Origin of the sequence: Aeromonas sobria (assembly GCF_050266975.1) — a bacterium.
Classification (GTDB): domain Bacteria; phylum Pseudomonadota; class Gammaproteobacteria; order Enterobacterales; family Aeromonadaceae; genus Aeromonas; species Aeromonas sobria_B.
Window position 1 is genome coordinate 1 of record NZ_JBKISU010000039.1, and the last position, 24,348, is coordinate 24,348.

Genomic DNA, 24,348 nt, shown 5'->3' on the forward strand with positions numbered 1-24,348 from the left:
AGGAGAGCGGAGCAGTGGCTCAACCTACGACCTCGGAAATGTCTCGGATTCAGGCAGCCTGTCAAGGTATTCGAAGAGTACCGTCAGGCGGCATAGGCGAGTGTCGCACTTCGAAGTTGAATTAGCGGTATCTTTAAACTTAGGAAGCTTTTCTTGGTCGCTCATAATTAGCTTCTTGTTATTGATGTTAATGCATCACACTCGAAAGAGCGCTTGGCTAAATTAACAAACTCATCAAAAACATCGTGTTCAATGGTATTTAGTTGATCTTGAACTGTATTTATATCTCTCGTAATCAGGATAACTTTTTCTGATGTATCATGCCTATATCCATTGGATATATTTACAACTTCGTTATAAGGGAATTTCCCTGCGGACTTTCGATAAACCAGATTTATTCCGGCCTCAATAAGATTGTCCTTTTTTATACTTTCCTTTATGGTGTTGCTATGAATCCACTCTGCTGGTTCATAACCTGAACTATAGCTTTTTGATACAATGCCAATACGGTTAAAAAGAAATCCTTTTTTTATTAAAGCATTATAAATAGATAGCAAGGAACTATAGAATCTATCTGTAACAATAGAATGCTCCATATCAATTATATTGTAGTTAATAGATATGGATATATAGGATATATTTATTGTAAATCGATTGTCTGTAGAGATTAATTGAGCGCGCGGAATTTCAGGCTGAACGCCATCTGGTACAGGTATATATGTAGCTGGTGAAAGGAATGTTATTCCAAATCTGGCAAGTTCACTCCTGATTGATATGGTCATTTCCTCAAACATTATTTGGGGTTGACCAGAAAATTTCCAAAATAGAGAACCTTGCAATTCAATATGTTTCACAGTTTACATCCTATATATTATAAAGGATTGTTTATAAAAGAAGCTTATTATAGCCTCGTTGAGTTTTTTTAACAACAAGATTAGATAGTGTTGGTTTATAGTTAATTGATGGCAAATATCATTAATATAGTTGTTTTTATAATGTATTTTAGTAATTCTACTATTGAGATTATAAGATTGTGATTGTCTCGCTCAGGGAGTGTTGAGAAGGGGATCTTGATTCTCACTCATTCACCTCAGATAAAGAAAAGGGGGGGATCCTAAAATAATATTCAAGCTGTTGGTACAACCGAATAGATATGCGCATCAAGAGGCTGGCCATGAAGGAAGATGCGGTTTCTTGCCCGGCATTCAAAGGTAGCCCCGGCGGCGATGGCAACGGCTTCGCTGGCTCTGTTGCCAATTCCCATCACGATCTCCAGCCGAAATAGTCCCAACCGCTGAAAACCAAAGTCACGCAGCAGGGCGACTGCTTGCCGGGCTATGCCTTGGCCTTGGCGGGATTGGCGCACCCAATAGCCGATGTTGCCGTAACGATGATGGGGGGCCAGCTGATTGATACCGGCGCCACCCAATAGTTGGCCGGTGGCGGCGCAGAAGAGGCCCATATCATAGGCACGTCCCGCCTCGCGATCCTGATCGCAGATGGCAAACTAGGCCAGCGCCTTGTCTTGGGTAAATGAGCTGGAACACCAGCTCATCCATTTGCCAACCATCTCGATGGATTCGTGCGCCGCACGGACAAACTCATCGGCATCGGCCGCTTCGAACGGGCGGATCACGAGTTTGGCGTTGGCAAGGCGCGGGAAGGTCATCACTTATCCTGCTTTTTCAGAAAGTAACTGACATGCCCCGGCGGCATATCTGGCAGCTCGCCAAAGACGGAATAGCCTTGCTTTTGGTAGAAGGGGAGGGCCTGAAAACTGGTGGTCCCCAGATGGTAGTTGGTGATGCCCTTGCTTTGGGCGTACTGCTCCATGGCGCCGAGCAGGCGGCCGCCCCAGCCATCGCGGCGGAGGCGTTCGTCGATCCAGAGCCAGTCGACGTGCAGCCAGCCCCACTTGATGTCGGCGATGATGCCGCCCTGTACCTTGCCCCCTTCATCCTTGATAAAGCTGGCGATCCGCTCGCGCAGATGAGTGCCGGCGTGATCCTTGTTGTAGCCCGAGAGACCAATGCGCAGCGCTTCGATCTCATCGTCCCGAGGGGGTTGGGGGGCGGTTAGTTGCATAGTGCTTCCTGCTCGATAGTGGTTGTACCTATCTTGCTGCGGCTTCCAGTGCGGCTATCTCCCCGCCGCTGATCAATTTCAAATTCCGGCTGATCCGCTCCACCGGCCAGTCCCACCAGGCGAGGGCGTTGAGACGGGCTATGGTGTCGTCGTCAAAGCGATAGCGGATCACCTTGGCGGGGTTGCCGCCGACTACGGCGTAGTCGGGTACGTCGCTGGTGACCACGGAGCGGGCGGCGATGATGGCGCCGTTGCCGATCTTGACCCCCGGCATAAGCAGGGCCTCATAACCAATCCAGACATCGTTGCCGATGACGCTATCTCCCTTGTAGGGCAGGCTGCCCGGTGCTGGGGCGGCGCTCTCCCAGCCGTTGCCGAAGATAAAGAAGGGGTAGGTGGAGAAACCCGAGCTCTGGTGGTTGGCCCCGTTCATGATGAACTTCACCCCGCGGGCGATGGCGCAGAACTTGCCGATGATGAGCTTGTCGCCGATGAAGGGGAAGTGGTAGAGGACGTTGCGCTCAAAACCCGCCGCATCCTCCGGGTCGTCGTAATAGCTGTAGTCACCCACCTCGATATTGGGCCCCTTGATGGTGTTCTTGATAAAACACACCTGGGGGAAACCGTTCATGGGGTGGGGATTGGCGGGATCGGGTCCGTGCATGGGGGGCTCCTCTGGAGTCTGGTCTCAGGCTACCCTAACGGGATCGGGTGGGGCCGTGCCACCCTTTTGTGCCCGCCGCTTCGCCAGTCTCTGTCGCCCCGGCTCCTGTGCGCATCGACCCGGGGCGAGTTTGTCTCTAGCATGGAGGGCGGCGGAGCCTGGCTCCGTCAAAATGGATGGTTGGCGAAGTGCGCCTTGCGCACTTCTTGCGGAGAGAAAAGATGAAGCTGCGTTTCTTGTTGATGGTGGGTGCCCTCTTGCTGGGCGGTTGTGCGATCAATCCCTATGGCGGCACCCCTGCGCCTGTTGCCGAGCCGAGCCAGCCGATAAGTCAGCCGGACAAGCCGGTGGCCGAGCCCGAGGCGGTCAAGCCGCCTCCCAAGGCGGTGGCGCCGACCGGGCTGGCGCTCGCCTTGGCCGATGCCTTTCTGAAGGCCCCCGAGGTGCAGGCGCTGGCGGGCAGCAGCCCGGTGCTGCTGCTGATGGCGCCTCAGAACGGCACAGGGGAAGCCTTCAGCACCCAGCCCATGGCGGTGGCCATGAGCCAGCGCATTCAGGGGGGCAGCGACTTTCGCTTCGCCGACCCGGGCCAGGTGGCGGCCATCACGGGTCAGCTCGAATACCAGCAGGGGGGCATGAACCCCGCCTCTTTGGTGCGCCTGGGTCGCCAGACCGGGGCCGGTTACATGCTCTACGGGGATCTCTTCGCCGAGGGGGGCCGCTACCGCCTCGCCATGAGTCTGATGGATCTCAAGAGCGGCGAGCTGCTCTGGAGCGAGAGCCGCAGCGCCAGCCGCTGAGCCAGCCTGATCAGGGGGACCTGGCGCCCTCGATGGTCAAACAGGATAACGGCACAGGCCTTGTCATCTGCTCGCTTCATCGGGAGCCATGACCCCATGGCATCGTTTCTGAGCTGGGTGGATGAGACGCGCTCATTCAGTATCGGTGCCTGACTGGCACCGATACTGACGATATGGCGCCCCGGCTGTTCGGTGGGAGGAGCGCAGACGTCGGGATCAATCGAGGAGAGTGATATCGGCGACCTTGACGATATTTGCGCTGACGCGAATGTTCTCTATATCGGGCCCCTTGGCCTCTACCTTGACGTTAATTTCACTGGGGCGGCCAAGGAAGCGTCCCTGGTGAAGGGTGATCTCCGGATGCGCCATCAATCCATGCTTGAACAGATACGCGGCTGCCGGGCCGGCGGCACTGCCGGTCGCAATGTCTTCTATTGCCCCCTGGTTATCCCAGGTTCTACCCTCGACGCTCTCAACGTCCAGCACATAGAGAAATTTCGCACCCAGGGGGGTGATGAGGGGGGCAAGGTCCTTCACCTGGAATGAAATATGCTCCAGCTGTGACGTAACCGGGAGGATCACATATGGCAATCCGGTGGATATCACCTCGACGCCGAATGTTGCATCATCGGGGGGAGTGAGGTTGAGGGCGGAGTAGAGCGTGGCGGCCTCTTGCCTGGACAGGGTATATATGAATTCAGGCTTGCCCTGATCCATGGTGGCCGTGAAGCTGGTCGCGGTCTTTATGCTCGTCAGGGGGATGGCTTTCTGGTTGGTGTAAACGAGCCAATCATGTTCGGTCTGATGACCATATGCGTGATGCAGATGATAGGTCAGCCCCAGCAGCGGGTGGCCGGCGAAGTCCAGCTCCTCTTCGATGGTGAAGATCCTCGCATGATATTGCCCCTCCTTCACCTGGATGAATATGGATTCAAACTGCCGCATTTCCTGGGTCCATGCGAGCATCTCGGCTGACGTCAGATGGTCACAATCTGAAAAAATAGTCAGGCCATTGCCATTCAATTTCTCGGTTGAGAAAACATCCACTAGTTCACACTTCAAATTATTGTCCTTAATCGGTTGGAACCCTGGCGATCTATGGCTCGCGCATTTTACAGGATGCCGGGGGCCGTCATCCCATCCCTATGGCGATCAGCGCCGACCATAAAGCGGCTCTTACCGATGAGTCAAAGCATAATAATGCTGCCCCGTACCGGCGCTCCCCCGGCGCCATGGCCCCCGCCTTCCCGAGACAGGGGAACGGCGCACCCGGTAGCAGGGCAACATGGGCTTGACCCCGAGGAATTGAGCCCCATGATGGGGAGACGCTCCCCACAGGATCAGGCTCCTTGAACGTGCTGTCACCACTGCCCCGCGCACTCCCTCTGCTGCTGACCCCACGGCTGTTGCTGCGCCCGCTCGGCGCGCAAGACGGCGCGGATCTGCTCGCCATCTACGGGGATCCCGAGGTGATGCGCTTCGTCGGGGAGCCGCCGTTTCCCGACCTCGCCACCGTAGGGTTGATGCTGGCGAGCGTCGATCGTCTGCTGGCCGAGGGGACGTCTCTGGAGTGGGGATTGACCCTGCGGGAGAGTGGTCGCCTCATCGGTACCTGCGGCCTGCACGGTTTCGTGACCTGTGCTGAGCTGGCCGGTCTGCGCCAGGCAGAGGTGGGTGGCATGCTGGCCCGCAGTCATTGGGGGCGGGGGCTGATGGGCGAGGCGCTGCTGGCCTTGATGGCGCTAGCCCGGACGCTGGGCATCAGGATCCTGCTGGCCGATATCGAGCCGGAGAATGAACCCAGCCAGCGGTTGTTTCGACGGCTGGGTTTCGTCTGGCAGCGGGATACCTATTACCAGCTGAGGCTGAATGACGGGATCAGGGGATGCCGCGAGTGAGGCGGCTCAGGGGCTCGTTGACGTCGAACAGCTTGTACTGGACCGCGCTGGCCCCCATGGCGAGCACCCGCTGCTCGTGCATCCGTGCGTAGGCGAGGGCGCTCTCTTCATCTTCGAACAGGTAGATGCCTCCCGCCTCGCCGGTGCGCGGATTCTCGGTCCAGATCTTGGAGATGAAGCCAGGCTCCCGGGTGATGGACTCGGCCAGCGGCATGGCGGCGGCGGTCAGTGCGGGCCCCATCTGTTCGGCGGGGAAATTGAAATGGATCTGCAGCAGGCTGGGCATGGCGAACCTCTCGTGGGCGTTGAATGACTAAGTCCGCATCATAGGAAGCCGGCATCTTGGCTGCAAGAAGGCACATCTTCGTGGCATAGTTACCGCAAAGTAACTACTCGCGAGGCATCCCGTGTCCCCATCCCCCTGTCCAGCCTACGAGGTGCTGCGTCTGCTCGCCGGCAAATGGAAGCCGGCTATCTTGTTTCATCTGCGCGCGGAGACTCTGCGCTTTGGCGACCTGCGCCGCCGCCTGCCCGAGGTGAGCCAGAAGGTGCTCACCGCCCAGCTCAAGGCGCTGGAGGCGGACGGTGTCATCATCCGCACCCTGCACCCCGAGGTGCCGCCCCGGGTGGAGTATGCCCTGAGCCCGCTCGGCGTTGCCCTGCTCCCCCTGCTGCAACGGATGCACGACTTCGCCCTGGCCCACGCCGACTTGCTGGCGCGGGAGCCGCACTGACGTTCTGCCAAACGGCACTAACCCTCGGCCGACCAGCCCATCACCCATTCGACGCAGCCGGTGTGGGGATCCCGCTGCTCACCCTCGATAGTGAAGCCCTGGGCGAGATAGAAGTCGCAGCTGGCCCGGTTCTGCCGGTACACCTGCAGACGAAGCGCTGGCCGCTGCCGCTTGGCATGGGCGAGCAGCGCCTTGCCATGGCCGCGCCCCTGGTGCGCAGGCGCCACGAAGAGGGCGGCCAGGGTCTCTCCATGCAGGGAGTAAAACCCGAGCACGGCGCCATCCTGGCAGAGCACATGGTTGTCGGCGGCGGGCAGATAGATCCCCCGCATCGCGTCCAGATTGGCGTGCCAGTAGGCGGGGGCGATGAAGTGGTGGGCCAGCAGGGAGGCATCCAGCCAGACGGCGAGGACGGCCTCCATGTCGGCCGGGGTGAAAGGGCGGATCTGCATCTGTGTCTCGTCTGGTGGCATCAGAAGAGAGCATGCTAACCGCACCAGGCTCATCGTCAACCGGTGCGCGGCCAAAGTGCCGCCCCCATAACGGAAAGGTGGCCTCCGGGAGTGGGGAAGACACCTTGCGGTACAGGTGTCGCCGCGAGGCGCGGAGTCCGCATCCCCCCTGGGTCGTCAGCGGGCCCGCAGCAACCGGCGGCTGAGCGCGGTGGTCGCCAGTAGCCGGTAGCCGAGCAGGGTGAGCGCCAGCAGCGCGGGTACCTTGAGGAGCTCCCACCACAGCAGCTTGCCCTGGGGGCCGAACACCATCAGCCAGACCACCAGCATCATGTGCAGGCAATAGAGGCCAAGCACCCTGGGGGCCTGGCGCTCCAGCCAGCTGCCCTTGCCCCAGCTTGGGTTGGCCAGCAGCAGGCCGAACAGGCCGAGCGCCCAGGGCAGGGAGCCCAGCAGGAAGTTGTGACGGTTGAGGGGCACGGCGGCAAAGCGTAGCAGGCCCGCGGCCTCCAGGGCATAGAGACCCATCCCCGCCACCATCAGCAGGGCGCAGCGCCTTCCGTCCGGCCGCCAGGCGCGCAGGCGCAACTCGGCGCCGAGCGCCACGAACAGCAGGGAAAAGAAGGGGCCGTTGCGGGTCAGCAGGGCCCACTCGCCCCCCGCCAGCAGCGGGCCATAGGAGCCGCCGATCAGGGCAAGCCCGTAGAGCAGCACGCCCGCCACCAGGGCCAGTCGGGGCAGCCCGACCCGCCAGCACAGGGCCAGCAGCAGGACGGCCAGCATCAGGGCGGGCAGGAACCAGAGGTGGATCATGCCGCCCACCCACCAGACATTGAGGGGATCCCCCAGCTGCATCTGCCACTGGCCCGCCATGGCGGGCAGATAGCCTTCCGTCATGGCCGCAACCGGGTTGAAGGGGACCAGCAGGTAGACAAGGCTCCACACCAGCCAGAGTCCCAGCAGGGGGCGGCAGTAGCGCAGCGCCACCCTCACGGGGTGGCCCGCGGCGAGGGCGGGTTGCAGAAAATAGCCGGCGCACAGGAAGAAGAGGGGCACCGCGAAGCGGCACAGCTGGTTGATGATGGCCCCGAGCAAGAGGTAGGGGGTGCCGTCCCACAGCGCGGGATCGAACGGATTGCTGAAGGGGGAGAGGTGAATGGTCATCACGGCCAGGATGGCCACCACCCGCCCGCACTCTATGCTGGAGATGCGCATGATACCTCGCTGCGTCTGGGGTCTGGTGGCACCCTAACAGCCGCACCTGACCCCCGCCAGTCAGGGAGCCGCCAACTGTGACCCCGCCCGTGACCGGTTACCCTTTGTTACCCTGGGGGAGGGCAGGGTTACCCCTGGTGGGAGCCGGATCCCGTTTTGGTGTCGGTAAGAGCCCTAGAGCAGGGCCACCACCAGGGTGAGCAGGGCGCCTCCCAGCAGCAGTGCTATGCCCCGGCCGGCCGGGCCGTGCAGCTTGTTCCACATCAGCAAACTGGTGAGGGCCAGCAGCAGCATGACCAGGGCCGCGAGATCGCCGACCAGTTGCCAGGGCAGGCCTGTACCCATGCCACGGTGCAGCCGGTTGAGGCTGGCGGCGAAGTTGGCCTGCTGCAACTCGGTGCGAACCAGCAGGGTCCCCTCCACATAGCTGGCGGCCAGGCTCTGGCGGAGGGTGACGCCGCGCAGCTCCCAGCGGGCTGGCAGGGTCATGGGGCCGGAGGGGGTGGGCAGGGTCTGGGGCGGGGTGATCTGGGGGCGGCCCTCGTCGATCATGTCCGGATAGCGTTGTTGCAACAGGGCTTTCAGCTCATCCGGGCTGGCCAGGGGCGCGTTCAGCACTATCTCTTCGCTGGATTTCGCGGTGTGGGGGCCGGGCAGGGGCAGCACGGCCCTGTGTTGCAGCCAGAGGCCGGTCAGGCCGTAGATCAGCATCAGGGTGAGGGTGGCGAAGCCGGCCCAGGCGTGGATGCGGCGCACCCACTTGTTGTTGTGCAGGGGGAGTCTCTTGCGTGTCATCTTGCGCGCTTCATAAAAAACTGGCCAGCAGAGGCTGGCCAGAGGGAGGATGGGGATGGGATCAGAAGCGGTAGGCGGCGGTCAGGTGCAGCTGACGGGGCGTGCCCGGCATGATCTGGGCCGCGCTGGTGGCGCTGACGTAGTAGTCGTGGTCGGTCAGGTTCTCGGCGCTCAGCTGGGCTTCCCACTGCTGCCAGCGGTAGCCGGCGCGGGCATCGAAGCGGGCGTAGCCGGGCAGCACTGTGGTGTTGGCGTTGTCGGCGAAGCGATCCCCCACGGCCGTCACCCCGGCCTCGCCGAACCAGCCCTGCTTGCCGCTCTGGTAGCCGGCGAACAGCTGGCCGCTCTGGCGCGAGACGTTCATCGGCCGCTTGCCTTGCAGCGTCTCATCCGCCTTGACCTGCTCGGCATCCTGGATGGCGACGCCGCCGCGCAGATAGATCTCGTCGGTCAGCTGGGCACGGGCGCTCAGCTCGACCCCCTCGGTGCGCTGCAGGCCGGTGAGAACCACGCGGGTGGGATCCAGGGGATCCTTGCTGCGCTTGTTGTACATCTCCAGGCGATAGAGGGAGAGGGTGGTGGCCAGGCGGCCATCCAGCCAGTCGCTCTTCACTCCACCCTCGTAGAGCCGGGTGTGCTGGGGATCCAGGTTGTTGTTCTTGTCCCCCGGGGTGAGGCCGATGAGCTCCCCGCCCACCGGGGTGAAGGTCTTGCTGTAGGAGGTGTAGAAGGCGTGCGCCTCGATGGGATTCCACACCAGGCCCAGGCGCGGGCTCAGGCTGGTGACCGAGAGGGTCTGCTCCTTGTCGAGGTCGTTGCGCCGGCTGGTGACGGTGAAGTCGTCCCGGCGCAGGCCCGCCACCAGGTGCCAATCACCCAGGCTGAGCTGATCCTGCAGGTAGAGACCGACCCCGCGCACCTTGTGGCTGGCGTCGCTGGCGAGCTTCATGGCGCCGTCATGGGTGGGCAGGGAGTCTGGATCATAGAGGTTGCCGGCCGGGATCGGGCTGGCGTTCTGGTAGAGCTTGGGAGTGCGTTCCTGCCAGCTCTGCTCCAGACCCACCAGCAGGCGATGGCCGACGGGGCCGGTCTGCAGCTGGCCTTCGGCTTCCGTGTTGCTGATGAGGCTGCTGGCCTTGAGATCCTGCTGCCAGCGGGCACGGTTGACCTTGTCCCCCTTGACGCTGGTGACATAGGTGTTGTCGAACTGGCTGTCGAGGCTGGTGTAGCCCAGCTGCTGGCGCAGCTGCCACTGATCGTTGATGTCCCAGCTGAGGCGGGATCGGGTGGACTGGGCCAGATCGTCGATGAAGTCGCGGCGGGTGTCGCTGTAGACATACTCCTTCGGCACGTCGGCCGGGCGGCCATCGACGCCGGGAATGCCGCGATCCGGGGTGCGATCGTGCTCATTGCGCTCGTACTGCACCAGCCAGTTCAGGCTGTCGCTGATCTCCCAGTTGACGGAGGGGGCCAGCAGGGTGCGCTTGCTGGTCACGTCGTCGCGAAAGCTCTCCTTGTCCTCCTGGGCCAGGTTGAGGCGCAGTTGCACCCGCTCCCCCGCCTCGCCGTTGAGGTCGGCGGCGAAACGCCGGCTGTCGAAGCTGCCGACCCGGGCGCTCACGCTGGAGGCCTGCCCCCTCTGGGGGACCTTGCTGACCCGGTTGACGATGCCCCCCGTGCTGCCACGGCCGTAGAGCACGGCGGCGGGGCCCTTGAGCACCTCGACCCGCTCTATGTTGCCGAGATCGCGGGTGTACTGCATGTCGTCGCGAAAACCGTCCAGATAGAAGTCGTTGCTGGCACTGAAGCCGCGGATGTTGACGCCGTCGAAGCGGGTGTCACCGCTGGCGTTGACCCCGGGGATGCCGGTCAGGGCCTCGCTCAGGGTGGGCTGGCCGAAGGCAGTCAGCTCGCTGGCGGATACGCTGTCTATGGTCTGGGGCACCAGCTTGGCCGGGGTATTGGTGCGGGTGGCGGTGGCGACTTCGTCGTGCTGGCTGCGTTTGCCAAAGACGGTGATGCTGTCGTCGGCCTGGGCGCTGGCGCTCAGGGACAAGAGGGCGGCCCACACCAGGGTATGGGTCTGATTGAGGTGTTGCATGTGTTGATCGACTCGAGAAAGGTGGCCTGAACTTATTGATTTATTTGTAATTATTAAGGTCTCCCCATTTCGGGAGGATGCTAATGATATTGATTTTCATTAGCGTGGCAAGGAGAAGATCGCAAATAACGGCATCCCTGGGGATATGGGGCGGCAGGTGGTGTCAATCGAGTTGATCTTGTGTATCGGGCGAGTCTTGGCGTCGACGAGACGGGGGCTTAGTATCGGGACATGGCGCCCAGGGCGTCGCCATGGCACAGCAGAGACGGAAGGAACAGGGACATGACAGGGATCATCAGGGCAGATCTGCATGACCGGCACCATGGCGAGGCCCTGGTCTCGCTGCTGGACGCATACGCCAGAGACGAGATGGGGGGTGGCAGCCCGCTGGCGGAGGAGGTGAAGGCGCGGCTGGCGGCGACCCTGGCCGAGCGTCAGGGAGCCCATGTGCTGCTGGCCTGGGTCGATGGCCAGCCCGCCGGGGTGGCGACCTGCTTCGAGGGGTTCTCCACCTTTGCCTGCCGCCCCTTGCTCAATATTCACGATCTCGCCGTGTACCCTGCCCATCGCGGCCGGGGTCTGGGCAAGGCGCTGCTCGCCGAGGCGGAGCGCCTCGCCCGGGAGCTGGGGTGCTGCAAGCTGACCCTGATCCTGCTGCCTGGCCTGCATGGGGCCGGGCTCCGCCTGGTCGTCGAGCGCATTCGCCGCGCCGTGGCCGAGATGGTGGGGGAGGCGCTCCCCACCGGGCTTCGCATCTCCGTCAGCCTGGGGACCACCGAGGTGCTGCCCGGGGAAGAGGTGACGCCGTGCTGGCCCGCGCCGACGAGTGGCTCTATCGCGCCAAGCGGGCGGGGAGCAACCGCTCGGCCCACTGTCCGCCCCTCTGAGCCCGGCACGGCCTGGCCAGGGCCCCTGCCTCCGGCCTCGATCTGGGTTTTGGTTCTCCGGGGTGTCGCTATTGATGGGTTTCATTGTTGTCCTTTTTGTCCGTGCCCACCTTGACGAACGGGATTGCGACCTGTTCTCATGCCCCCCTTGTTGTTATCGATTGGAATCATGTCATGAAGAAAGTCTTACTGGTTGCCCTGACCTCACTGCCGCTGTTTGCCCATGCGGGCCTGTTCGATGCGGTCACGGACGCCGTCGCCGACACCACCAAGGAGATGGCCCTCGGCGCCGCGGACAGCTACACCAACGATGCGGTGCAAAAGGCGCTGGGGATCAAGGAGGGGGTCTCCACCCGGGCGAGCATCAAGGAGCAGTTCTGCGAACCGGCCAGCACCGACAAGGAAGAGCAGCTGGAGCTGTGGTACTACGACATGACCAGCCTGAGCGAGAGTTCCCCTGTCCTGGCCCAGACCGGCAAGGCGCTGGTACCGGACCTGGACAAGAAGCGGGTGGTGATCCGCTTCGAAGGCGAGACGGTCAAGAACCTGCGGGTGGTGGACAAGGCATAAGCCAGCCGGCTTCCCTGGCGGTGTGACTGGGGTCACCCCCTTGGGGCGGGATGCAGAAAAACAACAAGGGGCCGGTCGGCCCCTTGTTCTATCTGGTGTTGCGGATTTACTGGTGCGCGTCGGCGAAGGCCTTCATCGCCTCGGCATGCTTGGTCATGCCCTCGGCCCGCTCCCCCAGCCGCTTGACGAATTCGGCCTGCTTGGCCGGATCCTCTATCTTGTCGTAACGCTGCTGCAGGTGAGCCTGGATCTCCGCCGGCGTCATCTGCTGCATGCGCGCCATGCGATCGTGGCGCTTGTGATGCTTGCCGCCCATGCCATCCATGGGACCCCCCATGGGGCAGTCGACGGCGGGACGCCCGGCCGGCGCGGTGGCAACGGCTTCGCTGGCGGCATAGGCGCCCAGCGGCAGGCCCAGGATCAGGGTGGCGGTCAGCAATGTCTTGGTCAGTTTTTTCATGTTTATCTCCTCGGGGGATGAATCTGGGGTCGGCGTCTTGCCTTGACCTCAAGTAAACACCCAGTCCGTGTCTGAACTTTGCCAGCCCGGCGCTTTTTTGTAGCAGAGTGTGCCACCTTGCCCATTTGCCACAGTTTGACACAAACCCCCCGGGGGATTTTCGTATAATCGGGCCAGTTCCCCCTGTTCCCCTTTGCTTGATAGAGAGCTGCCGTCATGAATCAATTGCACACCCATATCCTGGTGGTCGATGACCACGGTGAGATCCGCGATCTGCTCAAGCGCTTTTTGGAGCAGCATGGCATGCGGGTCAGCTGTGCCCGCGACGGGCGGGAGATGAAGAAGCTGCTGGAGGAGCGGGAGTTCGATCTGCTGGTGCTCGATCTCATGCTGCCCGGGGAGGATGGCCTCACCCTGTGCCGCGAGCTGAGGGTGAAGTCGAATCTGCCCATCATCATGCTCACTGCCATGGGGGAGGAGACGGACCGCATTATAGGGCTGGAGATGGGGGCCGATGACTATCTCGCCAAGCCGTTCAACCCGCGCGAGCTGCTGGCCCGGATCAAGGCGGTGATGCGCCGCACCCAGGCGGATCAGCAGCCGGTCGCCGAGACCCTGTCCCGGGACCTGCGCTTCGATCGCTGGCTGCTCGACATCAATCGCCGCGAGCTGGTCGACGAGGACGGGGTGGGGCTCAGCCTCTCCACCGCCGAGTTCGACTTGCTCAAGGTCTTCCTGGAGCGGCCCCAGCGGGTGCTGAGTCGGGATCAGTTGCTGGATCTCGCCCGTGGCCGGGAGGCGGTGGCCTTCGATCGCGCCATCGACACCCTGGTGAGCCGGCTGCGGCGCAAGCTGGAGCGCGACCCCAAGAACCCCGAACTCATCAAGACCATCTGGGGCGGCGGTTACCTGTTCGCCGCCGATGTGACCCAGGCGTGATCCCATGAACTTCTTCAAGCGACTCTGGCCCAAGGGGCTCACCGGGCAGATAGTGCTGGTGGCCCTGGCGGGGCTCATCCTGATCCAGCTGCTCAGCATCCAGATCTACCGCTCGGACCGGGAGGAGGCGCTCGGCTTCGTCAACAGCCGCAACGCCATGCAGCGCATCGTCTCCGTGGTGCGCCTGCTGACCCTCTCCCCCCCCGAGCTGCACCGGGAGATCTTGAAGGCGAGCCGCAGCGAGACCCTGTTTCTGCGCCTGGCCCACGAGCCGTTGCAGCCGGACAAGCGCAGCCCCCGCTTCGAGGCGCTGGTGCGCAGCAAGCTGGGCTATCCCCCCGGGCTGATGGTGGAGATCAGCGCCGAACTCAGCAAGGATGCCCCCCGCAGCCGGGCCTGGCGCCATCATGTGCGGATGATGGACGATCGCAAGGGGCCGCCGCCCCAGGATATGCGACTCTATGGCTCCATCGAGCTGCCCGGCGGCCAGTGGTTGCAGTTCAGCTCCCTGGTGGACAAGGAGGCGGGGGCTTGGTCCCTGCGCACCACCTTCAACCTGCTGCTGGTGGCCAGCCTGGTGATCGGCCTGATGATCTGGCTGTTTCGCCGCGCCACCCGCCCCCTCAAGCAGCTGGCCCACAACGCCGACAAGCTGGGGCGCGGCGAGGAGACGGCCCTGCTCAGGGAGGAGGGGCCCACCGAGATCCGCGACTCCATCCAGGCGTTCAACCGCATGCATACCCGGCTCGAACGCTTCGTCCAGGACAGGACCCAGATGCTGGCCGCCATCTCCCACGACCTGCGCACCCCCATCACCAGCCTGCGGCTGCGCAGCGAGTTTCTGGCCGACGGCGAGGACAAGGAGCGCATCCAGCAGACCCTGCAGCAGATAGAGCAGATGCTGGCGGCCACCTTGAGCTTCGCCCGGGACGAGGGCACGGAGGAGCAGACCCGGGAGCTGGATCTGGTCAGCCTGCTGGAGAGCCTGTGCGACGATTATGCCGACACCGGCCAGCCGGTGCACTTCGTGGCACAGGGCAAGCTGGTCTATGCCTGCCGTGCCAACGCCCTGCGCCGGGTGCTGCAGAACCTGATTGGCAACGCCCTCAAGTACGCGGGCCAGGTGGAGGTGCGCCTCGACCCTGGCCCCCACGAGCTGCTGATCCGGGTGATGGATCAGGGGCCCGGCATCGCCAGTGAGCGGCTCGAGGAGGTGTTCAAGCCCTTCGTGCGTCTGGACGAGGCGCGCAATACCGCCTCGGGCAGCGTGGGGCTGGGGCTCTCCATCGCCCGCACCCTGGTGCATCAACATGGCGGCGAGCTGACCCTGCACAATCGCCCCGAGGGGGGGCTGGAGGCCAGGATCAGCCTGCCGCGCTGAGGGTTGCCCCCGCAAATGAAGCAGGCCCGCACTCGGCGGGCCTGCTTCATTTTCTGGCAAGGGCAGATCAGAACGGGTCGCTCAGCCCCAGGTTGTCGCGGCGCCCATCCAGCACGGTGCCATGGCTGGCGTAGCCCACCGTCTCGTCCGGCAGCTTGTCGATGCCGGCGGTGATGCCCAGCGAGTGAGCCCCCGGGTCTGGGCATGGAGCTCGGCGGGGAGCAGAGCATCTTCATCTGCCTATCCGGCTTGCGGTTTTCTCTTTGCTGCACCCTGGGCCAGAAGTGGTCTTGATCGTACGCTGGGGAGACTTGCCGCTGCTCAGGGGGCGCTGGTTTGGCCGCAATGGGTTCATCCAGCTTGGAGGCCCTGTCTTGTGTTTGCGCTCGCCTCGAGTCAGGTTGAACAGGGCAGTGTTGCTGGGTATCACCTGTTCGGTGCTCGCCGAGCGAAGAGGATGGCGGATATCCAGACGACAAAAAACCCGCCGAGGCGGGTTTTTTTAAATTCTTGCAAGTGGTCAGTCAGCAGGCATATGCCTGGTTACCGGCCTCTCGGCTTGAATTACAGACCAACTACGTTGGCAGCAGCCGGGCCTTTCTGGCCTTGCTCGATGGTGAACTCAACGCGCTGACCTTCGTCCAGGGTTTTGAAGCTGGTGGACTGGATGGCGGAGAAGTGTACGAACACGTCTTTGCTGCCGTCAGCCGGGGAGATGAAGCCAAAACCTTTTTCAGCGTTGAAGAATTTAACGGTACCAGTCATTTTGTTAGACATAATAATTTCCTTTTGAGTGTTTAAGTGCCATATGGCAATTTATGATTTTTCGTCAGAATACGTATGGCGCACTAAACAAGGAGAATTATTTGATAAGGGAAATCGAGGATAACTCTTATCTAATCACTGCTTTACTAGAGACTACCTAACATAATGTGGTCTGAACTACCGAACCATCGAGAAAGATTAAAACACGCCCCCTCTTCGATAGCAATCTTTATCTCGCCAATCCTTTTTTTCTGCAGCCATTCTGGCGGTGAAATCTTGCTGAAAAAGGGCGGGAATCATCCGCAGGATGTGGGCGGATCGAGAGCGAGATCCTTGGCCAGCCTGCCCTGGCGGGGATCATCACACCCATCATGAGCCATGGCGAGAGGGCGCAACATGAGGGTGAAAAAAACTGAAAAAAAGCAGGTGATGGTGCAGGCCGGGGGGCGGGATCACCAAGATCGCCCGACCCCGGAAGCAACTGCTGGCAGGCTCAGCGGCGGCCGCGGAACTTGCCACTGACGGAATCAATCCAGCTGAAGGTCTCTGGCAGAACCTGATTGCGCGCCCGCTCCTTGGCCTTCTCGCGGGCGATGCGGGAGGCCTCCTTGGCGGCTTCGGCGCGATCGGCCACTATCTTGAGGCGACCCTCTTCCCGGATCTTGTTGCGCTCGCCATTGGTCAAGGGATGATCCGCATTGGCCTGTGCCTTTTGCAGCAGTTGGGTTATTTCGGCCTTTTCTTTATCGGTGAGATCTTTCATTTCCAGCTTTTTCACGGGGCTCTCCTGGCAAGTTAGTAATGAAGCACCTTATCACATTTCGTTGATTATTTCTTATTCCCCTCTTGCCATTGGATTTTACCCTTGTCATCTGAGTCATTATTTTCTCTCAAGGGGTTGTTGCGGTAAAAAATAGTGACTCGAACAGATGGGCGCTTAAATTTATCCCCCTGGCCAGGCAATAAATAAAATAACGATAGATATGAGTGGCTTGCCCCGGTTCATGGCCAATTGCTTGCTCAATCTGGGCCCCCGATGGGGGTGGATCCTGGCTCAAGTTCAGGAGTATGCTGGGGTCGCCCCTGTTTGCTGGGGGCAAGTCAGTACTCGTAGTTAACGATTCGGATGGCAACAGGGGCCTGGCCCCGTGTGTCGGTCACATTTTTGGAGTTTGATGATGAGTAACAAAGAACATCACAACGGCAAAGATGGCAAGAAGAAGCCGCAGATGTCACTGAAGGAAAAGCGCGAGGCCAAGCGCCAGAAAGCCGATCTCAAGAACGGCAGCGCCATGAAGTAACTCAGCTCAGCCGAGCCAGTACCAAAAGCCAGCCCTTGCGCTGGCTTTTCTATGGCTGGCTCTCCCCGTGTCAGGGGTTGGCATCATAGTCGGCAAAGATCTGCTGGTAGCGGCCATCGGCGCGCATGGCCAGCAGTGCCCGATCGAAATGATCCCGCACCGCCGCACTGCGAAAGGCGAAGTGGTAGAGGGTGGGAGCGAACAGGGAGTGGGTCAGGATCTGCGCCCGGGCGGCATGTGGGGTACCGGCGGGTTGCGGCTGCAGCCGATCCAGAAAGTAGTGGAAGACGCGCTCTTCCATGATCACCGCATCGACCCGGCCGAGCAGCAGCTGACGCACCTGTGTCTGCTGTTTGGCCACCTCCTCGTAGCGGGGATTGCGGGCGGCCATGGCGGCAAAGTCCGGTCCCAGCACCCGAGTGGCTCGCTGGAAGGCGGTCACCCTCATGGTCGCCAGGGCGTCCAGGTTCATGAGCGTGAACGGGGGCAGGGTGAAGACCTGGTTGCGAAAACGGATGACGGGGCGGGAGAGAAAGGCGGTGTCCAGCATGCCGGGCTTGACGTTGATGATGGCATCCAGCTTGCCGTCGGCCAGCATGCGGAAGGTACGTTCCAGGGGCAGATACTGGAAGTCGAGACGATATTCGCTGCCTTCGAAGGCGGCGCGCAGCAGATCCAGCTCTATGCCCCGGCCCTGTTCCTGTATCACATAGGGGGGGATGGCGAAGCTGACGCCGACCTTCAGTGGTTGGGCGCTCAGATGCCCGCTCAGCAAGAGGGCAATGATCAGGATTGCGCGTGCGATCATGGTGTGCCTGTCATGTTGTCACCCGTCTGCATCATAGCGAATTCCCCACAACGGCAGGGAGCGCGGTCAGCGGATAGGTCAACAGAGGGGAAGAGTGCAGCTCGGCTGCGACAGTCATGGACATGGAAAAAGGCCCTGAATGGTCAGGGCCTGGTCGCAGGTATTTTTTAGAACGGAATGTCGTCGTCGAAGTCCATCGGCGGCTCGTTGTAGACCGGCGGCGCGGACTGGGGCTGCTGCTGCGGGCGGCTGTAGCCTCCCTGCTGCATGTTCTGCTGAGGCGCGGCGGGGCGCTGCTGCATGTTCTGCGCGGGAGCGGCCTGCTGCGGCTGACCCCAGTTGCCCTGGGACGGCTGGCCGCCCATGCCTTGACCGGCGCCACCCTGGGGGCGACCACCCAGCATCTGCATCACGCCACTGAAGCTGTCTACCAGTACCTCTGTGGTGTAACGCTCCTGGCCGCTCTGATCTTGCCACTTGCGGGTCTGCAGCTTGCCTTCGACATAGACCTGGGAGCCCTTCTTCAGGTATTCGCCCGCCACTTCGGCCAGCTTGCCCATGAACACCACGCGGTGCCATTCGGTGCGCTCTTTCTGCTCACCGGTCTGCTTGTCGCGCCAGGTTTCGGAGGTGGCCAGGGTGATGTTGGTCACGGCACCGCCGCTCGGCATGTAGCGCACTTCCGGGTCTTGTCCCAGGTTACCGATCAGAATGACTTTGTTGATGCCTCGACTGGCCATAATCTCTCTTCCACCTTTATATACCGACCAGCTGTCTGGTCTGAATGTCACACAATATTGCCGCCGCACAGGGCAGGCGCCGTCTCAATCGGCGTCTGCCACTCGCCTGTCGCCAACCGGGACCGAGCCCGGTCATCGACATCCGATTAGCCGGCAATAGTAACAGTTGATGCCCGGGATAGCACATCTTTAGCGCGAGCGGGCCGCTTTGGCTCGCCCCGGGCCGTTGCAGGTTACGCTAGCCTATTTGCCGGTCGCCGGACAAGTGGTCCAGGCCACGATCCCTGCGGCGAGGGGGCGTCTGACAGCACCATCATGACCCGTCGTTGATCCAACATGCCTCATTTGCCCCCCAAATAGGGGGCGCATCCTAGTCCGCTGTATTGTCTGGAAAAAAATGCGTTTTAATCCCACTTGGTCGGCGTCTCATACTTTTTTAATGCTGTGCAAAAATAGGGGGTTGTTACTCTCTTGCGACCATTCCTGGCACCCGAAAAACGAAAACGAGCCAACCGGCGCACAGTTCAAGGAAGAGCACCATGACGACAGTGACCCCCTTGGTCCTCGTGACCGAAGGCAATGTGCAGGCGACGACCTTTACCAGCTACCTGATGGCGCAAGTGGGTCAACCCATCACGCTGATCAGCCAGCCGGATCAGCTGTTGACCATGGGGGAGTGCAGCCTGTTTCTGATCGATCTGGATTACCTCAAGTCGAGCCAGCAGTTCGGCTGGCACAGGGCCATCGCCGCCTTCGACTCCGCCAGCACGGTGCTGCTCAATGCCCCCAACAGCACGGACAGGGATCTGCTGCTGATGTGGCCCAATACCAGCGGCCTCTTCTTTCGCCAGGATCCCCTGGATCGCCTGGTGGCCGGGATCCGCAAGGTGATGGAGGGGGAGTTCTGGATCCCCCGTCATCTGATGTGCGAGCTGGTCAACTACTACCGGCAGGGCAACGAGCCCGCCCAGCGCCACCAGACCCTGCTCACGGTGCGCGAGCGGGAGATCATCCGCTACCTGATGACGGGGGCCTCCAACACCGAGATTGCCGACAGCCTGTTCGTCAGCGAGCACACCATCAAGTCCCACCTTTATAACGTCTTCAAGAAGCTGAACGTCAAGAACCGGCTGCAGGCGGTGAGCTGGGCCAAGGATTACCTCGATTTCACGAGTTCCCACTGATGCAACGCTGGCTGCTCTGCCTCTGCCTCTGCCTCTGGCTGGCCGCCGCGCCCCTGCTGGCCGCTGACGAGGATGTCAACGCGCCCCTGGAGTCCCTGCAACCCGAGCAGGAGAACGACAGGATAGAGATAGGGGGCCTGGTGATCGATCGCACCTTCACCCGCTTCGGCCAGGGGTTCTATCACCACTTCAGCCGGCTGCGGGAGGATGAAGACCCGGACGGCCGGGAGAACCTCACCATTCATGAGCGGCCGACGGCGCGTTGGGGGAGCCTTGTCTGGGTAACCCATAACCGCAAGGTGCTGTTCAAGACGGCGCTCTCGCCGGTGCGCAGCCAGGGAGAACTGGCGGCGCAGCAGGCCTGGGGCCAGGTGAGCAAGATTTTACGGCAACAGAAGGTGGCCATGATGTTCATGGACACCTTCGATCTGGAACACGATGAACTATAAGGACATGGCATATGTGCTCTCGCCTCCTGCTCCTGGCCCTGACGGTCACCCTGACCGCCTCCGCCTCCGAGCTGATCTATCGCCCCATCAACCCCAGCTTTGGCGGTAATCCCCTCAACAGCAGCCACCTGCTGGGCACGGCCAATGCCCAGAACGATTACAAGGATCCCTCCGCCGGTGGCAGCAGCGGCACCTCGGCCCTGGACAGGCTCACCTCCAGCCTGCAGTCGCGGCTGGTGAGCCAGCTGCTGGCGGACATAGGCCAGGATGGCAGCCAGGGCGGCAGCCTGGTCACCGACGAGTTCGCGATCAATGTGGTGGACGAGGATGGCACCCTGGCCATCTCCATCACGGACAGAGCGACGAATGAAACCACCCTGATCGAAGTGAATGGCCTGATCGCCGACTGAGGATGCTATGAAACGGATACCCCTGTTCGCCGCCCTGCCCCTGGTGGCCCTCCTGTTTGGCCTCGGCGGCTGTGCCACCCACATCGGCTCCCCCGAGCCCGATGAGAAGGCGACCCTGATGCCGAGATCCATCTCCTATAAAGAGCTGATCAGCCTGCCCAAGCCCAAGGGCAAGATAGTGGCCGCCGTCTACGACTTTCGTGACCAGACGGGCCAGTATCTGCCGGCGCCTGCCTCCAACTTCTCCACCGCGGTGACCCAGGGCGGGGTCGCCATGCTCAGCACGGCGCTGTGGGACTCCCAATGGTTCGTCCCCCTGGAGCGGGAGGGGCTGCAGAACCTCCTGACCGAGCGAAAGATAGTGCGGGCGACCCAGAACAAGCCCAATGTGCCCGGCAACAATCAGCAGCAGCTCCCCTCCCTGGTGGCGGCCAACATCCTGATCGAGGGGGGCATAGTCGCCTATGACAGCAATGTGCGCACCGGCGGGGTGGGGGCCAAGTATTTCGGGATCGGGGCGAGCGGGGAATACAGGGTCGATCAGGTTACCGTCAACCTGAGGGCGGTCGATATCCGCTCCGGCCGCATCCTCAACAGCGTCACCACCGCCAAGACCATCCTCTCCCAGCAGGTGCAGGCCGGGGTGTTCCGCTTCGTCGAGTACAAGCGGCTGCTGGAGGCCGAAGCCGGGTTCAGCACCAACGAGCCGGTGCAGATGTGCGTCATGTCCGCCATCGAATCTGCGGTGATCCGCCTCATCGCCAACGGGGTGCGGGACAACCTCTGGCAGCTGGCCGATGCCAGGGATCTGGACAACCCCATACTGCAGGGGTATCTGCAAGACAGCGCCCCCATCCTCTGAGGCGGGGTCAGCCACTCAAGGCCTGTCTCAGGCCTCCCCATCTGCTCTTCAAAGGCCCGCTCAGGGCCTTTTTTCATGACGCCTGCCGTGGAGAGGGCGGGTCTCAGCCTCTCCTCACACTTTCTTCCCAGTGCGGGCCGAGATCCGAATCAGCCTCGAATCAGCTGTGTGCCTGATGGTCCCCCGGCCGGGGGCTGGGGATACTGGACCCGCACTTCAACAAGGTAATCACAGATGAAATACCTGACGCCTCTCCTGATGACCCTGAGCCTGCTCGGCCTGCCCGTGGCAGCGCAGGATCTCGCCCCGGCCAGCGAACTGGGACAAGACAACGAACTCGAGCTGCTGCAGCGCGGGGAGGGCAATCAGGCCCGGCTGTGGCAACTGGGCACGGACAACGAGCTGCTGCTCGGCGAGTCGGGGAACGACAACCAGGTGCGCCTGATGCAGCGCGGGGATGGGCAGCGGCTGAGCCTGGAGCAGGTCGGCGACAGCCACTGGGTCGATGCGGTCCAGCTCGGGGTCGGCAACAGTGCCGAGCTCTACCAGGCCGGCGTCGGCAACCAGATCTGGCTGTGGCAGCAGGGCCTGGACAACCAGGCCTGGATCAGCCAGAGCGGGTATGACAATCGGGCGCGGGCGGTTCAGCTCGGTGATGGCAACCTGGCCACCATAGAGCAGAGCGGCAGCGGCCTGGCGGCCACCGTCATTCAGGCGGGGGTCAACCAGCAAGTGAGAGTAGTCCAAACCAACTGAGCTCAGGCTCACACCAAAGCACGAGAGGGAAATCATGTTCAAACGTACCATCATCGCCTCCGCCGTATTGCTGGCTACTTCCAGCGTCTGGGCGGCCTCCGCCAACAACCAGGCCACGGTCGCCCAAACCGGCAACAACAACCTAGCCATGGTCGAGCAGATCGACGACAGCAACCACAACGAGGCGAGCATCAGCCAGCTGGGGGCCGACAACGAGGCGAAAACCATCCAGAAGAACACCAGTGAGTCCGAGGCCAGCGTGGCGCAGGTCGGGGTCGGCAACGACGCCCTGGTGACCCAGGAGTCCAGCACGGCGGGCTCCCTGGCCCAGGTCGCGAGCACGGGCAACTTCAACGTCGCCACCGTGACCCAGCAGGTGTTCAACGAAGGATCCCATGCCTCCGTGGCACAGATCGGCAACCACAACAACGCCGACGTGATGCAGGACAACGGTGATGGTGCCAGCTCTACCGTGAGCCAGGTGGGCAATCACAACGACGCCACCCTCAACAACTATTGGTCCGACAAGGCCATCGCCAACGTCAGCCAGCTCGGCAACGGCCATGAGGCCAGCGTCTCCCAGCAGATCGCCGATGGCGCCGAAGCCCAGGTCGCCCAGTCCGGCAGCCTGAACAAGGCCAGCGTCACCCAGGCCACCAATCACTATGGCTATGCCTATCCGGAGGGAACCCTGGCAAAGGTGACCCAGTCCGGCAGTGGCAACGAGGCCCTGGTCGACCAGCGCGATCTCGATAACAAGGCCTATGTCAACCAGAGCGGCGTCGATGGCTATGTGAGCACGGCCCAGTCCGGCTCGGCGGCCGGTGAGGGCAACACCCTGACCGCCCACCAGGCCGGCAACAACGAGCGCGCCACCCTGACTCAAGTGGGTAACCGCAACGAGATCGAAACCAGTCAGACCGGCCATGACGACGGGTTGACCATCGATCAGCTGGGGGATGACAACCTGGCCATCGCCTATCAGGGCGGCGCCGGCGAACAGGCCAGCATACTCCAGGTGGGTGAAGGCAACCTGGCCGACACCGAGCAGAAGGGCGTGGGCAACCAGGCCAGCATCAATCAGCAGGGCAATGGCAACGATGCCGTGGTCAAGCAGCTGGCCAGCAGCACAGATGGCGTGGTGACCATAGATCAGCACGGGAATGACAACTACGCCAACGCGGAGCAGGAGGCGGGCAGCAACAACCGGATCGCCATCGACCAGCAAGGGGATCGCAACCAGGTGGCGGCCGCCCGTGACGTGGAAGGCAAGGGCGCCTGGACCTGGGGGTCGGACAACGAGCTGACCGTGGCCCAGACCGGGAATGACAACTGGGCCTATGCCGATGCGTCCCACTCGGGTTCGACCGTGACCGTGACCCAGACCGGGGACATGAACAGCGCCTCCGTCGAATCCTATCTGGGCAGCGACAACGAGCTGAGCGTCAGCCAGACCGGCAACCACCATGTGGCCGATGTCTACGTCAACGCCGGCATGAATGGCGGCAACAACCTGGTCGATGTGGTGCAGACCGCCAGCTACAATACGGCTCAGGTCGATGTGTACGGCAGCAACAACCAGGCTTATGTCTACCAGGGCGGCAACTGATGCGTCTCATGTTCGGGGGCCTGCGGGCCCCTTTTTCATTTCCGCTGCGGCGCGGGCGTCACCTCTGGCGGTGCCTGCTGCCCCTGCCATTGCTGATGACCCTGGCCGCCCGGGCCGAGGAGAGCGAGATGACCCCAGTCCCCAGTGTGCAGTTCAATGCCATAGCGACCCCCACCGGCCTCTCCCTGGCCCCCACCCTGCAAAGCGACCAGGCCCTGATCCTGGGTTTCACTCTGGATCTGTGGAGCGAAGGCGCCGCCGGGCAGAGCCATCAGCGCCAGGGAGGGCAGGTCAGGCTGCTCCCCGATCGCCCCCATGGCCTGGGCCGGCTGAGTCTGGGGTTGAGCTGCCCCTACCGGGTCAGGGTCAGGGTGCAACTGTGGCAGGGGGAGGCGCTGCTGAGCGAGCAGGAGCAGCATTTCAGCTGCCCGCAACGGGCGTGATTTCCCGCCTGGACTGTCTATTCATCCAGTAGTCTCTATG

28 protein-coding genes and 3 pseudogenes are annotated in these 24,348 nt (G+C 61.9%); 16 read left to right on the forward strand and 15 right to left on the reverse strand.

Annotation, left to right across the window (positions count from 1 at the left end):
- Window positions 1-167: 167 nt before the first annotated feature.
- The 4 genes and pseudogenes from ACLHZ1_RS18280 to ACLHZ1_RS18295 form a co-directional block, all read right to left on the reverse strand.
- Window positions 168-854 carry a hypothetical protein gene (locus ACLHZ1_RS18280; protein ID WP_427263222.1) on the reverse strand — a complete coding sequence of 229 codons (687 nt, stop codon included), beginning with the start codon at window positions 852-854 and terminating at the stop codon, window positions 168-170.
- Between the two features lie 272 nt (window positions 855-1,126).
- Window positions 1,127-1,669, reverse strand: a pseudogene (locus ACLHZ1_RS18285) (GNAT family N-acetyltransferase).
- Entirely contained in the window at window positions 1,669-2,085 is a 417-nt protein-coding gene (locus ACLHZ1_RS18290; protein ID WP_427263223.1) for a GNAT family N-acetyltransferase, read from the reverse strand. Before ACLHZ1_RS18290 ends, ACLHZ1_RS18285 begins: the two are co-directional and overlap by 1 nt.
- Before the next feature lie 28 nt (window positions 2,086-2,113).
- Window positions 2,114-2,749 (reverse strand): Vat family streptogramin A O-acetyltransferase, encoded by a 636-nt coding sequence (locus ACLHZ1_RS18295; RefSeq protein WP_427263224.1) that lies wholly within the window; start codon window positions 2,747-2,749, stop codon window positions 2,114-2,116.
- Window positions 2,750-2,970: 221 nt separating this feature from the next.
- Between ACLHZ1_RS18295 and ACLHZ1_RS18300 the strand changes: the two genes are divergently transcribed.
- Window positions 2,971-3,549, forward strand: a complete 579-nt coding sequence (locus tag ACLHZ1_RS18300; RefSeq protein WP_427263225.1) for a penicillin-binding protein activator LpoB — start codon at window positions 2,971-2,973, stop codon at window positions 3,547-3,549.
- A gap of 216 nt (window positions 3,550-3,765) precedes the next feature.
- On the opposite strand, the gene ACLHZ1_RS18305 is transcribed toward ACLHZ1_RS18300, so the two are convergent.
- On the reverse strand, window positions 3,766-4,611 hold the full coding sequence (locus ACLHZ1_RS18305) for a PhzF family phenazine biosynthesis protein (RefSeq protein ID WP_427263226.1): 846 nt from the start codon (window positions 4,609-4,611) through the stop codon (window positions 3,766-3,768).
- A 287-nt stretch (window positions 4,612-4,898) separates the two neighbouring features.
- On the opposite strand from ACLHZ1_RS18305, the gene ACLHZ1_RS18310 reads away from it, so the two are divergent.
- Complete coding sequence (locus tag ACLHZ1_RS18310) at window positions 4,899-5,447, forward strand: GNAT family N-acetyltransferase (RefSeq protein ID WP_427263227.1); 549 nt, start codon at window positions 4,899-4,901, stop codon at window positions 5,445-5,447.
- Here the strand turns inward: ACLHZ1_RS18310 and ACLHZ1_RS18315 are convergent.
- Complete coding sequence (locus ACLHZ1_RS18315; protein WP_427263228.1) at window positions 5,428-5,733, reverse strand: monooxygenase; 306 nt, start codon at window positions 5,731-5,733, stop codon at window positions 5,428-5,430. The two genes, ACLHZ1_RS18310 and ACLHZ1_RS18315, sit on opposite strands and share 20 nt — an antisense overlap.
- Before the next feature lie 121 nt (window positions 5,734-5,854).
- On the opposite strand from ACLHZ1_RS18315, the gene ACLHZ1_RS18320 reads away from it, so the two are divergent.
- Window positions 5,855-6,181: a winged helix-turn-helix transcriptional regulator gene (locus tag ACLHZ1_RS18320; protein WP_427263229.1), complete on the forward strand. Its 327-nt coding sequence runs from the start codon at window positions 5,855-5,857 to the stop codon at window positions 6,179-6,181.
- A 17-nt stretch (window positions 6,182-6,198) separates the two neighbouring features.
- Here the strand turns inward: ACLHZ1_RS18320 and ACLHZ1_RS18325 are convergent, their stop codons facing one another.
- The 4 genes from ACLHZ1_RS18325 to ACLHZ1_RS18340 form a co-directional block, all read right to left on the reverse strand.
- The gene (locus ACLHZ1_RS18325) at window positions 6,199-6,633 is read right to left on the reverse strand and encodes an N-acetyltransferase (protein ID WP_427263230.1); all 435 of its coding nucleotides are present in this window, start codon (window positions 6,631-6,633) and stop codon (window positions 6,199-6,201) included.
- A 177-nt stretch (window positions 6,634-6,810) separates the two neighbouring features.
- Window positions 6,811-7,848, reverse strand: a complete 1,038-nt coding sequence (locus ACLHZ1_RS18330; protein WP_427263231.1) for an acyltransferase family protein — start codon at window positions 7,846-7,848, stop codon at window positions 6,811-6,813.
- Window positions 7,849-8,022: 174 nt separating this feature from the next.
- Window positions 8,023-8,685: a PepSY-associated TM helix domain-containing protein gene (locus tag ACLHZ1_RS18335; RefSeq protein WP_427263252.1), complete on the reverse strand. Its 663-nt coding sequence runs from the start codon at window positions 8,683-8,685 to the stop codon at window positions 8,023-8,025.
- A gap of 19 nt (window positions 8,686-8,704) precedes the next feature.
- Window positions 8,705-10,744: a TonB-dependent receptor gene (locus ACLHZ1_RS18340; RefSeq protein WP_427263232.1), complete on the reverse strand. Its 2,040-nt coding sequence runs from the start codon at window positions 10,742-10,744 to the stop codon at window positions 8,705-8,707.
- 369 nt (window positions 10,745-11,113) lie between these two features.
- Between ACLHZ1_RS18340 and ACLHZ1_RS18345 the strand changes: the two are divergent.
- The 3 genes and pseudogenes from ACLHZ1_RS18345 to ACLHZ1_RS18355 all read left to right on the forward strand — a co-directional run.
- Window positions 11,114-11,377 (forward strand): annotated as a pseudogene (locus ACLHZ1_RS18345) (N-acetyltransferase family protein); the annotation flags it as partial.
- 12 nt (window positions 11,378-11,389) lie between these two features.
- Window positions 11,390-11,631, forward strand: a pseudogene (locus ACLHZ1_RS18350) (diguanylate cyclase domain-containing protein); the annotation flags it as partial.
- A 174-nt stretch (window positions 11,632-11,805) separates the two neighbouring features.
- Entirely contained in the window at window positions 11,806-12,201 is a 396-nt protein-coding gene (locus tag ACLHZ1_RS18355) for a hypothetical protein (protein ID WP_427263233.1), read from the forward strand.
- A 106-nt stretch (window positions 12,202-12,307) separates the two neighbouring features.
- On the opposite strand, the gene ACLHZ1_RS18360 is transcribed toward ACLHZ1_RS18355, so the two are convergent.
- Window positions 12,308-12,661, reverse strand: coding sequence for a hypothetical protein (locus tag ACLHZ1_RS18360; protein WP_427263234.1), 354 nt, complete (start codon window positions 12,659-12,661; stop codon window positions 12,308-12,310).
- Between the two features lie 216 nt (window positions 12,662-12,877).
- Between ACLHZ1_RS18360 and ACLHZ1_RS18365 the strand changes: the two genes are divergently transcribed.
- Both ACLHZ1_RS18365 and ACLHZ1_RS18370 read left to right on the forward strand, forming a co-directional pair.
- The gene (locus ACLHZ1_RS18365; RefSeq protein WP_427263235.1) at window positions 12,878-13,600 is read left to right on the forward strand and encodes a response regulator; all 723 of its coding nucleotides are present in this window, start codon (window positions 12,878-12,880) and stop codon (window positions 13,598-13,600) included.
- Between the two features lie 4 nt (window positions 13,601-13,604).
- Window positions 13,605-14,981: an ATP-binding protein gene (locus ACLHZ1_RS18370; protein ID WP_427263236.1), complete on the forward strand. Its 1,377-nt coding sequence runs from the start codon at window positions 13,605-13,607 to the stop codon at window positions 14,979-14,981.
- 564 nt (window positions 14,982-15,545) lie between these two features.
- Here the strand turns inward: ACLHZ1_RS18370 and cspE are convergent.
- Window positions 15,546-15,758, reverse strand: a complete 213-nt coding sequence (cspE, locus tag ACLHZ1_RS18375) for a transcription antiterminator/RNA stability regulator CspE (protein ID WP_005316548.1) — start codon at window positions 15,756-15,758, stop codon at window positions 15,546-15,548.
- A 481-nt stretch (window positions 15,759-16,239) separates the two neighbouring features.
- Window positions 16,240-16,524 carry a DUF3811 domain-containing protein gene (yjbD, locus tag ACLHZ1_RS18380; protein WP_408796155.1) on the reverse strand — a complete coding sequence of 95 codons (285 nt, stop codon included), beginning with the start codon at window positions 16,522-16,524 and terminating at the stop codon, window positions 16,240-16,242.
- 400 nt (window positions 16,525-16,924) lie between these two features.
- On the opposite strand from yjbD, the gene ACLHZ1_RS18385 reads away from it, so the two are divergent.
- Window positions 16,925-17,047 (forward strand): hypothetical protein, encoded by a 123-nt coding sequence (locus ACLHZ1_RS18385; protein ID WP_408796153.1) that lies wholly within the window; start codon window positions 16,925-16,927, stop codon window positions 17,045-17,047.
- Window positions 17,048-17,117: 70 nt separating this feature from the next.
- Here ACLHZ1_RS18385 and ACLHZ1_RS18390 read toward each other — a convergent pair whose 3' ends face one another.
- Both ACLHZ1_RS18390 and ACLHZ1_RS18395 read right to left on the reverse strand, forming a co-directional pair.
- Entirely contained in the window at window positions 17,118-17,855 is a 738-nt protein-coding gene (locus ACLHZ1_RS18390) for a substrate-binding periplasmic protein (RefSeq protein ID WP_427263237.1), read from the reverse strand.
- A gap of 167 nt (window positions 17,856-18,022) precedes the next feature.
- A complete protein-coding gene (locus tag ACLHZ1_RS18395; protein WP_041997390.1) occupies window positions 18,023-18,595 on the reverse strand; it encodes a single-stranded DNA-binding protein in 573 nt (190 codons plus the stop codon).
- A 539-nt stretch (window positions 18,596-19,134) separates the two neighbouring features.
- On the opposite strand from ACLHZ1_RS18395, the gene ACLHZ1_RS18400 reads away from it, so the two are divergent.
- The 7 genes from ACLHZ1_RS18400 (at window position 19,135) to csgH (ending at window position 24,308) form a co-directional block, all read left to right on the forward strand.
- A complete protein-coding gene (locus tag ACLHZ1_RS18400; protein WP_427263238.1) occupies window positions 19,135-19,779 on the forward strand; it encodes a LuxR C-terminal-related transcriptional regulator in 645 nt (214 codons plus the stop codon).
- Window positions 19,779-20,228 carry a CsgE family curli-type amyloid fiber assembly protein gene (locus ACLHZ1_RS18405; RefSeq protein WP_427263239.1) on the forward strand — a complete coding sequence of 150 codons (450 nt, stop codon included), beginning with the start codon at window positions 19,779-19,781 and terminating at the stop codon, window positions 20,226-20,228. Before ACLHZ1_RS18400 ends, ACLHZ1_RS18405 begins: the two co-directional genes overlap by 1 nt.
- Before the next feature lie 11 nt (window positions 20,229-20,239).
- A complete protein-coding gene (locus tag ACLHZ1_RS18410; protein ID WP_427263240.1) occupies window positions 20,240-20,638 on the forward strand; it encodes a curli assembly protein CsgF in 399 nt (132 codons plus the stop codon).
- A 7-nt stretch (window positions 20,639-20,645) separates the two neighbouring features.
- Window positions 20,646-21,500 carry a CsgG/HfaB family protein gene (locus ACLHZ1_RS18415; RefSeq protein WP_427263241.1) on the forward strand — a complete coding sequence of 285 codons (855 nt, stop codon included), beginning with the start codon at window positions 20,646-20,648 and terminating at the stop codon, window positions 21,498-21,500.
- A 234-nt stretch (window positions 21,501-21,734) separates the two neighbouring features.
- Complete coding sequence (locus ACLHZ1_RS18420; protein WP_427263242.1) at window positions 21,735-22,256, forward strand: curlin; 522 nt, start codon at window positions 21,735-21,737, stop codon at window positions 22,254-22,256.
- Between the two features lie 34 nt (window positions 22,257-22,290).
- Window positions 22,291-23,865, forward strand: coding sequence for a curlin (locus tag ACLHZ1_RS18425; RefSeq protein WP_427263243.1), 1,575 nt, complete (start codon window positions 22,291-22,293; stop codon window positions 23,863-23,865).
- Window positions 23,865-24,308 (forward strand): curli-like amyloid fiber formation chaperone CsgH, encoded by a 444-nt coding sequence (gene csgH / locus ACLHZ1_RS18430; protein ID WP_427263244.1) that lies wholly within the window; start codon window positions 23,865-23,867, stop codon window positions 24,306-24,308. Before ACLHZ1_RS18425 ends, csgH begins: the two co-directional genes overlap by 1 nt.
- The last annotated feature ends 40 nt before the right edge of the window (window positions 24,309-24,348 follow it).